Source organism: Thermoanaerobacter sp. A7A (assembly GCF_000445185.1).
Taxonomy (GTDB): Bacteria; Bacillota; Thermoanaerobacteria; order Thermoanaerobacterales; family Thermoanaerobacteraceae; genus Thermoanaerobacter.
Genome location: NZ_AVAF01000153.1, coordinates 54,135 through 67,575, shown reverse-complemented (window position 1 = coordinate 67,575; position 13,441 = coordinate 54,135). Strand labels below are relative to the sequence as shown.

General features: G+C 32.3%; 12 protein-coding genes. All 12 read right to left on the bottom strand.

Going from position 1 to position 13,441, the window contains the following annotated elements; translation table 11 throughout:
• Window positions 1–53: 53 nt before the first annotated feature.
• The 12 genes from M663_RS0111970 to ispG all read right to left on the bottom strand — a co-directional run bounded on the left by M663_RS0111970 (window position 54) and on the right by ispG (window position 13,439).
• On the bottom strand, window positions 54–1,004 hold the full coding sequence (locus tag M663_RS0111970; RefSeq protein WP_029689076.1) for a bifunctional riboflavin kinase/FAD synthetase: 951 nt from the start codon (window positions 1,002–1,004) through the stop codon (window positions 54–56).
• 15 nt (window positions 1,005–1,019) lie between these two features.
• On the bottom strand, window positions 1,020–1,862 hold the full coding sequence (gene truB, locus M663_RS0111965; protein WP_273702718.1) for a tRNA pseudouridine(55) synthase TruB: 843 nt from the start codon (window positions 1,860–1,862) through the stop codon (window positions 1,020–1,022).
• Window positions 1,863–1,874: 12 nt separating this feature from the next.
• Window positions 1,875–2,828 carry a bifunctional oligoribonuclease/PAP phosphatase NrnA gene (locus M663_RS0111960; protein WP_029689074.1) on the bottom strand — a complete coding sequence of 318 codons (954 nt, stop codon included), beginning with the start codon at window positions 2,826–2,828 and terminating at the stop codon, window positions 1,875–1,877.
• Complete coding sequence (gene rbfA, locus M663_RS0111955; RefSeq protein ID WP_029689073.1) at window positions 2,825–3,184, bottom strand: 30S ribosome-binding factor RbfA; 360 nt, start codon at window positions 3,182–3,184, stop codon at window positions 2,825–2,827. Before rbfA ends, M663_RS0111960 begins: the two co-directional genes overlap by 4 nt.
• Before the next feature lie 13 nt (window positions 3,185–3,197).
• Complete coding sequence (gene infB, locus M663_RS0111950) at window positions 3,198–5,291, bottom strand: translation initiation factor IF-2 (protein ID WP_029689072.1); 2,094 nt, start codon at window positions 5,289–5,291, stop codon at window positions 3,198–3,200.
• Window positions 5,278–5,601: a ribosomal L7Ae/L30e/S12e/Gadd45 family protein gene (locus tag M663_RS0111945; RefSeq protein WP_029689071.1), complete on the bottom strand. Its 324-nt coding sequence runs from the start codon at window positions 5,599–5,601 to the stop codon at window positions 5,278–5,280. Before M663_RS0111945 ends, infB begins: the two co-directional genes overlap by 14 nt.
• The gene (locus M663_RS0111940; protein ID WP_029689070.1) at window positions 5,591–5,863 is read right to left on the bottom strand and encodes a YlxR family protein; all 273 of its coding nucleotides are present in this window, start codon (window positions 5,861–5,863) and stop codon (window positions 5,591–5,593) included. Before M663_RS0111940 ends, M663_RS0111945 begins: the two co-directional genes overlap by 11 nt.
• A gap of 13 nt (window positions 5,864–5,876) precedes the next feature.
• Window positions 5,877–6,917 (bottom strand): transcription termination factor NusA, encoded by a 1,041-nt coding sequence (gene nusA / locus M663_RS0111935; RefSeq protein WP_029689069.1) that lies wholly within the window; start codon window positions 6,915–6,917, stop codon window positions 5,877–5,879.
• 23 nt (window positions 6,918–6,940) lie between these two features.
• On the bottom strand, window positions 6,941–7,396 hold the full coding sequence (gene rimP, locus M663_RS0111930) for a ribosome maturation factor RimP (RefSeq protein ID WP_029689068.1): 456 nt from the start codon (window positions 7,394–7,396) through the stop codon (window positions 6,941–6,943).
• Between the two features lie 124 nt (window positions 7,397–7,520).
• Window positions 7,521–11,744 (bottom strand): PolC-type DNA polymerase III, encoded by a 4,224-nt coding sequence (locus M663_RS0111925; protein ID WP_029689067.1) that lies wholly within the window; start codon window positions 11,742–11,744, stop codon window positions 7,521–7,523.
• A 13-nt stretch (window positions 11,745–11,757) separates the two neighbouring features.
• A complete protein-coding gene (locus M663_RS0111920; RefSeq protein WP_029689066.1) occupies window positions 11,758–12,378 on the bottom strand; it encodes a glycosyltransferase family 2 protein in 621 nt (206 codons plus the stop codon).
• Window positions 12,378–13,439 (bottom strand): flavodoxin-dependent (E)-4-hydroxy-3-methylbut-2-enyl-diphosphate synthase, encoded by a 1,062-nt coding sequence (gene ispG, locus M663_RS0111915; protein ID WP_029689065.1) that lies wholly within the window; start codon window positions 13,437–13,439, stop codon window positions 12,378–12,380. Before ispG ends, M663_RS0111920 begins: the two co-directional genes overlap by 1 nt.
• Between the last annotated feature and the right edge of the window lie 2 nt (window positions 13,440–13,441).

The following is a 13,441-nucleotide window of genomic DNA, read 5'->3' as shown; positions in this document are numbered from 1 at the left end:
CATAGAATACCGCTGGAGATACGGATATCAAAGCATAAGGTAAATTCGCTATTTTATTTTATCACATAATGTTTCTGTTGTAAAATATTTTTGAAGTTTTTAGCATAATTAATATCTTTAAAAACTTGTTCTTTTAAGGCTTCTAAATTTTGAAATTTAATTTCATCTCTTATTCTTGTTATAAATTCAACTTCTAAATATTTGCCGTATAAATTTTCATTGTAATCTAAAATGTAAGATTCGACAGAAATGTTTTTGCCACCAAAAGTAGGCTTAGAGCCAACATTTGTGACAGCTATATAAAATTTGTCTTCTATTTTTACTCGCGTTACATATACTCCTGCTTTTGGCAAAACCAAATCCCCTGATATTTGCAGATTAGCAGTAGGGAAACCTAATTTTCGCCCAATTTCTTGTCCATGAATCACTTTTCCTCGCAAGGAGAAAAAACGTCCTAATAACTCATTGGCTTTCTCAATTTTACCGGATTTTATTAATTCCCTGATATAGCTGCTGCTTACTACAATACCTTCCCTTATAACTGGCGGGATAACATAAACTTTATATGAATATATTTTGGAATATTTTTTTAATGTATTTACATTCCCTAAAGCTTTGTAGCCAAATCTATAATTATGTCCCACCACTGCTATTTTAATGTTTAATAGCTCTACTAAAATTTTTTTTATAAAATCTTCAGCAGTTAATTTAGAAAAACTTTCAGTAAAGTCAAAAAATATTCCATAATCAAGGTTAAATTGCTTTAAAATTTCTACCTTTTTTTGATAAGTAGTTATAAGCTCTGGTTGCTTGTCAGGGGTTAAAATTTTTGAAGTATGCTGTTTAAAAGTGAAAACAGCACTCGCTAAGTTATTCTCTTTAGAAAGAGCTATTGTTTGCTTAATTAATTCCTGGTGACCTATATGAACTCCATCAAAATTGCCTAAAGCTATTACTTTGGCCTCTTTGTATTTTGATACATTGCTTTCATCAACAATCTGCAAATTATCATTTCCCCCTCAAAGAAGTCTTTTTGGACGGATTTTATTTCGCTCTAAAATCCCAATGCCGAGAAATTTACCATTATTATCATATAACTTCAAAAGTGAAGTTTCAATAGGATATCTATTTTGAATAAATTGGCCTTTTAAAATTTTTTCAGCTTCCATTTTGTTTAATTGTACAGAAGGTAATTCAATAAACTTATCTATTGGCTGCAATAATACTTTCTTTTCCCTTATTTCTTCAAGAGTATAAGCATCTTCTATTTTAAAAGCACCAACCTCTGTTCTTATCAACATAGACATATATCCCGGCATATTTAATTTTTCACATATATCTCTTACTAAAGCTCTCACATAGGTGCCTTTAGAACATTTCACATCTATTAATACTCGATAAGGTGGTTCATACTCAACTAATTCAATATCATATATGGTAACTTCAATAGGTGGAATATCAATTCTTTTACCTTCTCTTGCATATTCGTATAACTTTTTTCCTTTTATTTTCTTTGCAGAATACATTGGAGGAATTTGTTTTATTCTCCTTTTAAATTTATTTAAAACTTGCCTTAATTCTTCTTCTCTCAGAATCCTTACAGGTCCGCTTTTTACAATTTTGCCGCTTTTATCCAAAGTGTCTGTAGTAAAGCCAAAGGTTATTTCAAATCTATATCTTTTATCCTGCTCAAGAAGATAAGAGACAAATTTAGTGGCATTTCCTATACAAACAGGCAGTACTCCTGCTGCATCCGGGTCTAATGTTCCTGTATGGCCCACTTTTCGTATATTATAGATTTTCCTAATAAAATCTACAACATCGTGAGAAGTCATACCAGGGGGTTTTAAAATATTGAGCATTCCCTCCAATTTTTATCCCTCTAATTCTTTGAATATTACCTGTAAAATTTTTTCTTTGGCTTCTTGGATATTTCCTTTGATGATACATCCAGCAGCTCTTACATGGCCTCCACCGCCAAAAATATTTGCAATTTTATTTACATCTATTTTTTCTTTTGACCTTAAACTAATTTTTATCTCTTCTTCTTTTTCAACTAAAAGTACCGCTACTTCTACTCCTTCAATATTTCTAGCATAAGTGATAATATTTTCTATATGTGAAAGGTTTGTGTTTGTTTCTTGGAAGTCCTTTTTTAAAATTTCCATATAAGCAACTCTTCCATCTTTATATAATGTAAGGCTATTTAAGGCTCTTCCTAAAAGTTTTGCTTTGTTGAATTTGAGAGTATTAAAAACTTTATCTCCTATTTCTTTAAATTTAGCGCCATTGTTTATTAAGTCTCCAGCTATTTGATGAGTTATAGAAGTAGTTGATTCGTACATAAATCCACCACTATCTGTCAAAATCGCTGTATAAAGACTTGTAGCTATTTCTTCATCAAATTCTACTCCTAACAATTTAACAATTTGATAGGCTATTTCTGCTGTCGCTGCTGCGTTAGTATCTACATAATTCAATTTGGCATACAAAGTATTTGAAATGTGATGGTCAATATTAATAGTTACAGCAGAAGTTTTTAAAAGTTCTTTGGTACTGCCCAATCTTTCTTCATCAGCACAGTCAAAAATCAAAACCACGTCTGCCTCTTTATAAAATGGTCTTGATATTTTATCTACATTAGGAACAAAGTTGTACATTTCAGGGATTTCGTCTTCTATGAATACATCTACTTCTTTTCCCATTTTTTTTAATACTTTATACATTCCTGTAACAGTGCCTATAGCATCTCCATCGGGTGCAATGTGAGATACTACAATTACACTTTTAGCATCTTTTATGTGATTTATTGCATCAATTAATATCAATTACCATCACCCTCTTGCTTGTTTAGTTCTTTTAATATTTCAGAAATATAGGCTCCGTATTCTATTGATCGATCCAATTCAAAGATAATTTCAGGAGTATATCTCATTTTTATTCTTCTTCCAATTTCGTGTCTGATGTAGCCAGCTGCATTTTTTAGTCCTTCAAAAGTTTCTTGTTTATCTTCTTCACTTCCATAAATACTTACATAAACTTTAGCATATCTCAAATCTTTAGTAACTTCTATGTCAGTTATACTAACCATTGCTTTAATTCTTGGGTCTTTAATTTCTTCTAAAATCATTTTACTTATTTCTCTTTTCATTTCTTCTGAAAGTCGACTATTCCTGTACTGCATTATACTCATCCTTTCAACGAGGAATTTCTTCCATTTGGTAAGCTTCTATTATATCCCCCTCTTTAATGTCATTGAACCTATCTATACCTATACCGCATTCAAATCCTTGTTGTACTTCTCTTACGTCGTCTTTAAACCTCTTTAAAGAAGCAATTTTACCTTCATAAACTACAATACCATCCCTTACTACACGTATATCAGCATTCCTTAAAATCTTACCACTTAACACATAGCATCCAGCTACATTTCCTACACCAGGTACTCTGAAAACAGCTCTAACTTCTGCTCTTCCTAGCTCTACTTCTTTATATTTTGGCTCCAACAGACCTTTCATAGCAGCTTTGATATCTTCAATAGCCTCATATATAATTCGATAAAGCTTTATATCTACCTTTTCTTTTTCTGCGAGATTTTTAGCGTTAGTTTCTGGTCTTACATTGAAACCTATTATTATGGCATTAGAAGCTGATGCAAGCATAACATCCGTTTCTGTTATTGCGCCTACTGCTCCGTGTATCACCTTTATTCTAACTTCTTCGTTGCTTAAGTCTTCAATGGATTTTTTTAGTGCTTCTACTGAACCTTGAACATCCGCTTTTATGATAATATTTAACTCTTTTACACTACCTTCCTGTATTTGACTAAATAAGTCCTCTAATGAAACTTTTTGCTTGCGTTTAAGTTCCATTTCTTTTTGAAGCTCTTTACGTCTTTCTGCTAATTCTCTTGCTTTTTTCTCGTCCTCTACTACTATGAGTTTATCTCCGGCTTCTGGTACTTCAGAAAAGCCCAAAACCTCCACTGGCATAGAAGGTCCTGCTTTTTTAATTCTTCTGCCTTTATCGTCAAACATTGCCCTTACTTTTCCATAAACAGTACCTGCTAAAATAACATCTCCTATTTGCAAAGTTCCATTTTGCACAATGACAGTTGCAACAGGACCCTTTCCTTTTTCTAGCTTTGCTTCTATTATAGTACCTCTTGCTGGCTTATTTGGATTAGCTTTTAAATCTTCCATTTCAGCAACCAGCAAAATCATTTCTAAAAGATTATCTATACCTATATTCTTCTTAGCAGAAACAGGTACACAAATTGTATTTCCTCCCCATTCTTCTGGCACTAAACCTAACTCACTTAGCTCTGTCTTTACCCTATCTGGATTTGCAGTCGGCAAATCTATTTTGTTTATGGCTACAATCATAGGTACATTGGCGGCTTTCACGTGGTTTATTGCTTCTACAGTTTGAGGCATAACACCGTCATCTGCGGCTACTACTAGCACGACAATATCTGTGATGCTGGCTCCTCTTGCTCTCATAGCAGTAAAAGCTTCGTGGCCGGGTGTATCTAAAAAGATAATTTTTTTATCATTTATCTCAACTACAGAAGCTCCTATGTGCTGTGTAATTCCTCCCATTTCTTTCATAGTGACATTTGTATTTCTGATGGCGTCTAATAAAGAAGTTTTACCGTGGTCCACATGTCCCATTACAGTAACAATAGGAGGACGAGGTTGCAAATCTTTTTCATCATCGGGCGTTTCTTCTAATAACATTTCTAATTCATTTTTTACTTCCTCTTTGTCTACTAAAAATCCATATTCTTCAGCAATTTTAGCTGCATTTTCAAAGTCAATTTGTTGATTTACTGTAACCATTATTCCTTTAGCAATTAACTTTTTAATTATTTCTGTAGGATTGACTTTCATTTTTTCTGCTAACTCTTTTACAGTTAAAAACTCTGGAATAGTGATTATTTTAATTTCGTCCTTTTCTTTTTCTTCTGTTAAAACCATTTTTTTGTTATTCTTCTTATTTTTTTTATTACCTTTTTTAAAGCTCTTTTTATAAACTCTTTCTTCTTCTATGTCTTCTAAATTGTCCTCAAATATATCTTCTTCCTTTTGTTGATCGACTTCTTCTGTTTGTTGTGGTTTATCACTTAATAAATCCATTATCAATTCTACTTCTTCATCTTCCAATGTGCTCATATGATTTTTTACTTTTATATCTAAATCATTTAATTTAGAAATAAGGTCTTTACTAGATAAATTTAATTCTTTTGCTAATTCATAAACTCTTGTTTTAGACATATTATTCACCTCCATAATTTTCCTCCTTTGCAGCATCCAATAATACATTTGCTAATCCTTCGTCTGTAATACCAATTACTCCGACCATTTCTCTTCCTATAGCTTTTGCCAATAACTCTTTTGTGGAATATACAATGTAGGGGACTTTATTTCGTTCACACATTGTAGCAAATTTTTTAAAAGTATTTTTTGACACGTCAGTAGCCAATACGACTAAAAAGATTTTCTTAAGTTTAAGGTATTTATCCACACTATAATTGCCAGAGACAAGTTTACCTGCTTTTTTGCTTATTCCGAGCATAGAATGAAATCTGTCATTCTTCATCCTCTATCTCCCTCTTTAGTTGTTCGTAAATTTCATCAGAAATTGGTACTTCTAGCGCTTTTTCTAACCTTTTATTTTTAAAAGCTTTTTCAAGGCAATTTATATCTTTGCAAATATAGCAACCTCTCCCCGGCACTTTACCTGTTAAATCCACTTGTACAACTGAATCTTTTGCACGTCTTACAATGCGTATTAATTCCCTTTTCGGTTTCATCTGCTGACAGCCTAAGCACATTCTCATTGGAACCTTTTTGGTTTTCATCTTTTCACCTCACTTAACTTTTTACCATTGATTCACTTTTTATGTCTATTTTCCAACCTGTGAGCTTTGCCGCCAGCCTCGCATTTTGACCTTCTTTTCCAATTGCTAAAGACAATTGATAATCAGGTACAATTACTCTTGCCACTTTTTCTTTCTCATCTAAAATTTCTATACTTAACGCTTTTGCTGGGCTTAAAGCGTTCATTATAAATTCTTGAGGTTTTGAACTCCATTTGACTATATCTATTTTTTCTCCTTTTAGTTCATTGACAACAGCTTGTACCCTCGCACCTTTATATCCAACACAAGCCCCTACAGGATCTACATTTCCATCTCTGCTAAAAACCGCCATTTTTGTGCGTGAACCAGCTTCTCGAGCAATGCTCCGTATTTCAACTATTCCTTGTTGAATTTCTGGGGATTCCAATTCAAATAATCTTTTTACAAGTCCTGGATGAGAACGAGAAATTAAAATCTGAGGTCCTTTAGTAGTCTTTTTTACTTCCACAATATACACTTTAACTCTGTCTCCTGGTGCAAAAGTTTCCCCTGGAATTTGTTCTGCCGGGCTTAATATAGCTTCAACTCGACCTAAATTAATGAGTACATTCTTTTTATCTACCTTGGTTACAATTCCTGTTACTACTTCTGTTTCTTTGCTCAAAAATTCTTCATAAATCACATTTCTTTCCGCTTCTCTAATCCGTTGAATCACAACTTGTTTTGCGGTTTGTGCTGCAATCCTGCCAAAATTTTTTGGCGTTACTTCTATATCAACTATATCTCCTATCTGATATTTTTTATTTATTTTTCTCGCTTCTTCTAAACTTATTTCTAAGAGGTCATTGTAGACCTCTTCTACTACTGTTTTTTGTGCATAAACTTTTACATCACCTGTTTCTCTGTCCATCACAATTTTAGCATTTTGCGAAGAACCATAATTTTTTTTGTAGGCAGAAACTAAAGCAGCTTCTATTGCTTCAAACATTGTATCTTTTGGTATGCCTTTTTCCTCACAGATAGAATTTAAAGCTTCTATGAATTCTGTATTCATTATTTTATCCTCCCTCCTTAATTTTAAAACTTTATTACTGGTTTAACAAGACTTACATTCTTCATATCAAATTCCTTTCTTTCTCCATTATAGAGAATAATTATTTTATCACCTGTAAACTCTATAAGTTCGCCTTCAAACTTTTTTCTCTTATCAATAGGAGAATATAGGGATATTTCTATTTCTTTTCCTATATTTCTTTCAAAATCGCGTGGTTTTTTAAGAGGTCTATCGAGACCGGGAGAAGATACTTCTAAAATATAACTGTGTTCTATTGGGTCTGCTTCATCTAATCTATCGCTTAAATACTCGCTAACCAGTTGACAATCATCTAAAGTAATACCTCCTTCTTTATCTATATAAACTCTCAAATACCAGTGGCTTCCTTCCTTTTTGTATTCTACATCTACCAGTTCAAAATTATTTTTTTCTAAAATAGGCATTACTAAATCCTTTGCAATTTGTTCTATTTTGGACATATCCTTCTCCTCCTAAAACTTTTATTTTTCATTATATAAACTAAAGAGTGGGAAAACCCACTCTTTGTGCAAAAAATCTATGTTGACATAACAATTATAGCATACACCTTTTACCAACGCAACACTAAAATAAACTTAATTGATTAGATTCTGGCAAATCGGTTAAACATCCATGCTGTTTTAATATTTCTATAACTGTTTTACTGACCTTTGTTCTGTTTCTAAAATCTTCAATAGATAGAAATTTGCCATTTTCTCTTTCTTGTGCAATTGTTTTGGCTGCTTGTATTCCTACTCCTTCTAGAGAATTAAGAGGTGGTAGCAATCCTTTTTCAGTAATCAAAAATTTGACTGCATCAGATTTATATAAATCTACATTTATAAACTTAAATCCTCTTAAGTACATCTCTAAAGCTACTTCTAATACGCTCAAAAGATTTTTTTCTTTAGGACTAGCATTATTTCCTTTAGCTTCTATCTCCTTTATAGCATTTTTTATTCTGTCTTTCCCTTTTAATACAATATCTAAATTAAAGTCATCTGCTCTAACAGTAAAGTAAGTAGCATAAAAGGCTTCTGGATAATGAACTTTAAAATAAGCAATTCGAAATGCCATTATTACATATGCAACGGCATGGGCCTTAGGAAACATATATTTTATTTTTTGGCAAGACTCAATAAACCAATTTGGAACACCGTGTTTTTTCATTTCTTCTATTCCTTCTGGTGTCACACCTTTGCCTTTTCTTACATTTTCCATTATTTTGAAAGACAATTTTTTGTCCATACCTTTGCTTATCAAATAAAGCATTATGTCATCTCTTGTAGATATTACTTCTTTTAATGTAGCTATTCCTTCTCTTATTATGTCCTGAGCATTGTTGAGCCATACATCAGTGCCATGAGAAAGTCCACTTATGCGTACTAGTTCTGCAAAAGTAGTAGGACGAGTGTCAATAAGCATTTGTCTTACAAACTTCGTACCAAACTCAGGTAATCCTAAAGTACCCACAGGAGTATTTAGCTCTTCAGGGTCTATTCCCAATGCTTCTACACTGGTAAATAAACTCATAGTTTTTTTATCATCTAAAGGAATTTCTCTTGCATTAATGCCGGTTAAATCCTCCAGCATTCTTATAACTGTAGGGTCATCATGCCCTAAAATATCCAGTTTTAAAAGCCTTCCGCTTATTGAATGGTAGTCAAAATGAGTTGTTATAACATCGGTGTCTTCTGCATCAGCAGGATGCTGTATTGGAGTAAAGTCATAAATACTCTTGTCTTTTGGCACGACCATTATTCCACCTGGATGTTGCCCTGTAGTTCTTTTTACCCCTGTACAACCTATAGTGAGTCTTTTGATTTCTGATTTATGAACTATTAAATTGCGTTCTTCAAAATATTTTTTTACATATCCATAAGCAGTTTTATCTGCTAAAGTTCCAATAGTACCTGCTCTAAAAACATGGCCTTTTCCGAAAAGTTCTTCTGTATACTTATGAGCAATAGGTTGGTATTCCCCAGAAAAATTAAGGTCTATATCTGGTTCTTTATCCCCTTCAAAACCTAAAAACACTTCAAAAGGTATATCAAAACCATCTTTCCTCATCAAAGTGCCACAGTGAGGACAAGTCTTATCAGGCATGTCCACACCACAACCATAGCTTCCATCAGTTATAAACTCGGAATACTTACAATTTGGGCAAACATAATGAGGCGGCAAAGGATTTACTTCTGTTATTCCGCTCATAGTAGCTACTAAAGAAGAACCTACAGAACCTCTAGAACCAACCAAATACCCATCTTTTAAAGACTTAGATACTAATTTTTGAGCTATAATATACATGACTGCATATCCATTGTTAATTATAGAATTTAATTCTCTATCTAAGCGATTTTGTACTATTTCCGGCAAAGGGTCCCCGTATATTTCATGAGCCTTATCTAAAGTAAGCCTTCTTAATTCTTCTTCAGCTCCTTCTATCACGGGAGGGAATGTTCCATCTGGTATGGGTTTTACTTCTTCTACAAGGTCAGCAATTTTATTAGGATTATCAATTACAATCTCTTTCGCTACTTCTTCCCCTAAATATTCAAATTCTTTTAGCATCTCATCAGTTGTTTTAAAATACAAAGGTGGTTGCCTATCTGCATCCTTATATCCTTTTCCTGCCATTAAAATTTTTCTGTATATATTATCCCATGGATCTAAAAAGTGTACATCTCCTGTTGCTACTACTAATTTATTGTATTCTTTACCTAAAAGGTAAATTTTTCGATTAATTTCTCTTAATTCTTCTACGCTTTTTACTTCTCCTTTTTCAATTAAAAACTCATTATTTCCAACAGGCTGTATTTCTAAATAATCGTAAAAAGAAATAATATTCTCTAGTTTCTTTTCTTCTAAGTTAGATACAATTGCCCTAAAAACTTCCCCTTGTTCACAAGCAGAACCAATGAGAAGGCCTTCTCTCCTACTAATAAGTAAACTTTTTGGAATCCGAGGTGTCCTATGGAAATATTCCAAATTAGACTTAGAAATTATTTCATATAAATTTCTCAGTCCTTTTTGATCTTTTACCAAAATTGTAACATGATAGGCAGGAAGTTTTCGTATGTCAACTTCACTTTCTCTTAATATGGCATTTATATCTTTTGCTTTTTTTACTCCTAATTCTTTTAATCTATCAATAGTTTTTATAAATATTTCAGCTGTAGCTCTAGCATCGTCTACTGCTCTGTGGTGATGTTCCAATTTTACCTGCAAGTGTTCAGACAGTGTATCTAGTTTGTAATTTTTCAAATCTTTATATAAATGCCTACTTAGTTCTAAGGTATCTAAAACCGCATTGTTTACATTTAAATTAAATTTTTTAGCTTTAGATTTTATAAAAGACACATCAAAATTTGCATTATGAGCTACTAAAACACTGTTAGAAGCAAACTCTAAAAATTTAGGTAATATTTCTTCTATAGAAGGAGCATCTTTAACCATAGATTCGTCAATTCCAGTAAGTTTTGTAATAAAAGAAGAAATAGGGATTTGTGGATTAACAAAAGTTTCAAAAGTATCTATTATTTTGCCTTCTTTTATTTTTACTGCACCAATTTCAATTATTTCATCATTTATATTGGAAAGACCCGTCGTCTCTATATCAAAAACAGTAAATTCATCTTCTAAAGTAGCTTCTGTATCTCCTGTTACAATAGGTACACCATCATCCACCAAATAACCTTCTACACCGTATATGACTTTTACACCGTATTTAGAAGATGCTTCCATTGCTTCTGGAAATGCCTGTACAACTGCATGGTCTGTTATAGCAATGGCTTTGTGTCCCCATTTTGCCGCTCTTTTAATCACTTCTGTTGCAGAGGCTACTGCATCCATACTGCTCATTTGCGTGTGTAAGTGAAGTTCCACTCTTTTTTCTTCACTTAAGTCCTTTCTTTCTTTTGGAGATGTTAGCTGAAGGTCTTTTAAACTTATTACTAAGTCTCCTTCATATTTATCGTAGAAAACTTTCCCTCCTAATTTTACAAAACTGCCTACTTGGATATTCTCTTTTAAATAATTATACTTTTCCTCAGTTAAAAAAGCTTTTACAAGTATTGATGAAGTATAATCAGTTATATCAAAAGTCATTAAAATTTTGGACTTTAATTCCTTAAACTCGAGAGAAAAGATTTCACCTTCTATTATTGCTTCTTCTGTTTCTGCAGTGATATTTTTAATGGATATCGCTTCAGCTTTTATTTCCTTTCCTAAAAGTACTTGGGAATCTTCTTTATCCTCAATTTTTTCTGTTGTTTTGCTAGTTTCTTGCTTCTGCCCGCTTTTAGCGATTTCTTCAATATTTTTTATATCTTCTTCCATTATTATTTTTTCCATTGTATCTTCAAACTCTTCTAAAAGGACTAAATTTATTTCTGCTTCAAACCCATATTTATCACTTAAAAATTTCTTAAGAACAAAATCAATTTTATTGCTTTTTATAAATTGATAGACTACTTCGTTTGGAGCTTTAATTATTATCTTTTGATTTTCTGTTACTACATCACAGGTTTTTAAAAAACTAAGAGAAGTGGGATATTCTTCGCTTATTTTTAAAATTATTTCTTCAAAATTATCTACTATGTCTTGAAGATTATTAAATTTTTCTTTTTGTTCTATTACGACTTCTACTTCTTTAATTAAAGGAAATTTATTAAGCAAAAAATCCCGGAAGTTCTTTATTTGAGAACTTGCTTGATTGTTGGAGGATACACTTACAATTAGTTTTCTCTCTTTTTTTAACAGTTTTACTTTTTTTATTTCAATTTCCTGCAGGAAAAATGCTGGAATCATCAAATCCCTCTTTCTAAATCCACATTTTTAGAATATCAAAATACATTTTTAATCGTGCATAAAAGCCTTTAACTAATCCCAGCTTTTCTTCTTTCATGACATGACTCATATTCTCAAGAGGCACATTTACCACTCTTAACTTATTCTTTTCAGCATGTCTATTTAAAGCAATTTCTACTCCGAATCTACTGATTTCCATCTCTTCAATGTTTTCTAAAAATTGCCTCTTTATTGCCCTTTGTCCTGACAAAAAAGGTGCTATTTTTTGTGCAAAATCTGTAGATTTTCTTCCACCAGAAAAAATTCCAATTGTCATATCTGCTTCATTTTTTAATACAGGAGATACGAGATTTACAAAATGTTTTTCAGTAAGTCCAATCAAATCGGCATCTAACATAACAATAATATCACCTTTAGAATTATCTATTCCTGCTTTTAATGCTTTTCCTTTTCCTTGATTTTTTTCTAAATTGACAAGCTTCACATTGTATTTTGATGCTTGTTCTTTTGTATCATCAGTAGAACCATCATTTACAACTATGATTTCATCAATCAGGTCTATTGTTTCTAAGACTGACAAAACTCTCCCAATATTTTTTCCTTCATTAAAAGCTGGGATTACAACAGAAATCATTAAGAATCCTCCTCAAGTAATTTTTCAATTTCTTTCATCAATTCTTCTACTAACTCTTCTTCTTTAACTTTTTTATAAACTTTTCCTTTTTTAAAAACGATTCCTTCTCCATCTCCCCCTGCTATTCCTATATCTGCTTCTTTTGCTTCCCCCGGCCCATTTACAACACATCCCATAACAGCGACCTTTAAAGGCTTTTTAATATTCTTCGTCCTTTTTTCTACTTCTTCTGCTAACTTTATTAAGTTAATTTTTGTTCTGCCGCAGGTAGGACAGGAAATGACTTCGACTCCTTCTTTTAAAAGACCTAAAGAACGTAAAATCTGCTTTCCTACTCTCACCTCATGAACTGGGTCACCCGTTAAAGAAACTCTTATTGTGTCTCCTATTCCTAAATAAAGCAATGTTCCTATTCCTATAGCAGATTTTATAGTACCGGCTTCAATAGTACCCGCTTCCGTTATACCCACGTGCAATGGATAATCCACTTTTGAAGAAGCGAGTTTATAAGCCTCTATAGTAAGGGGTACATTTGTAGTTTTAAGCGAAATAACTATATCATAAAAGCCTAACTTTTCTAAAATTAAAACATTTTTTAAAGCGCTTTCCACAACTGCTTCGGCAGTTACTCCCTTGTATTTATGTAATATTTCTTTTTCTAAAGAACCAGAATTTACACCTATTCTAATAGGAATACCTTTTTCTTTTGCTATTTCTACCACTTTTTTGATATTTTCTTCTCTTCCTATGTTTCCGGGATTAATTCTTATCTTGTCTGCTCCATTTTCAATTGATTTTATAGCTAATCGATAATCAAAATGAATATCTGCTACCAAAGGAATATTTATATTTTTCTTTATTTCTTTTATTGCTTCAGCTGCTTCCATATCCGGAACAGCAACTCTTATAATATCACAGCCTTCAGCTTCTAGTCTTTTTATCTGCTCTATTGTTTTTTCAATATCGTGGGTATCCGTGTTAGTCATAGACTGAACTAAAATTGGATTATTTCCTCCAATTTTTTTATTGCCTATTTTGACTTCGCGAGTAATTTTTCTCATTT

Coding starts and splice junctions, on each gene's coding strand:
- truB (WP_273702718.1), bottom strand. CDS start 1,862: ATGCTCAATATTTTAAAACCCCCTGGTATGACTTCTCACGATGTTGTA.
- rbfA (WP_029689073.1), bottom strand. CDS start 3,184: ATGCAGTACAGGAATAGTCGACTTTCAGAAGAAATGAAAAGAGAAATA.
- infB (WP_029689072.1), bottom strand. CDS start 5,291: ATGGAGGTGAATAATATGTCTAAAACAAGAGTTTATGAATTAGCAAAA.
- M663_RS0111945 (WP_029689071.1), bottom strand. CDS start 5,601: ATGAAGAATGACAGATTTCATTCTATGCTCGGAATAAGCAAAAAAGCA.
- M663_RS0111940 (WP_029689070.1), bottom strand. CDS start 5,863: ATGAAAACCAAAAAGGTTCCAATGAGAATGTGCTTAGGCTGTCAGCAG.
- nusA (WP_029689069.1), bottom strand. CDS start 6,917: ATGAATACAGAATTCATAGAAGCTTTAAATTCTATCTGTGAGGAAAAA.
- rimP (WP_029689068.1), bottom strand. CDS start 7,396: ATGTCCAAAATAGAACAAATTGCAAAGGATTTAGTAATGCCTATTTTA.
- M663_RS0111925 (WP_029689067.1), bottom strand. CDS start 11,744: ATGATTCCAGCATTTTTCCTGCAGGAAATTGAAATAAAAAAAGTAAAA.
- M663_RS0111920 (WP_029689066.1), bottom strand. CDS start 12,378: ATGATTTCTGTTGTAATCCCAGCTTTTAATGAAGGAAAAAATATTGGG.
- ispG (WP_029689065.1), bottom strand. CDS start 13,439: ATGAGAAAAATTACTCGCGAAGTCAAAATAGGCAATAAAAAAATTGGA.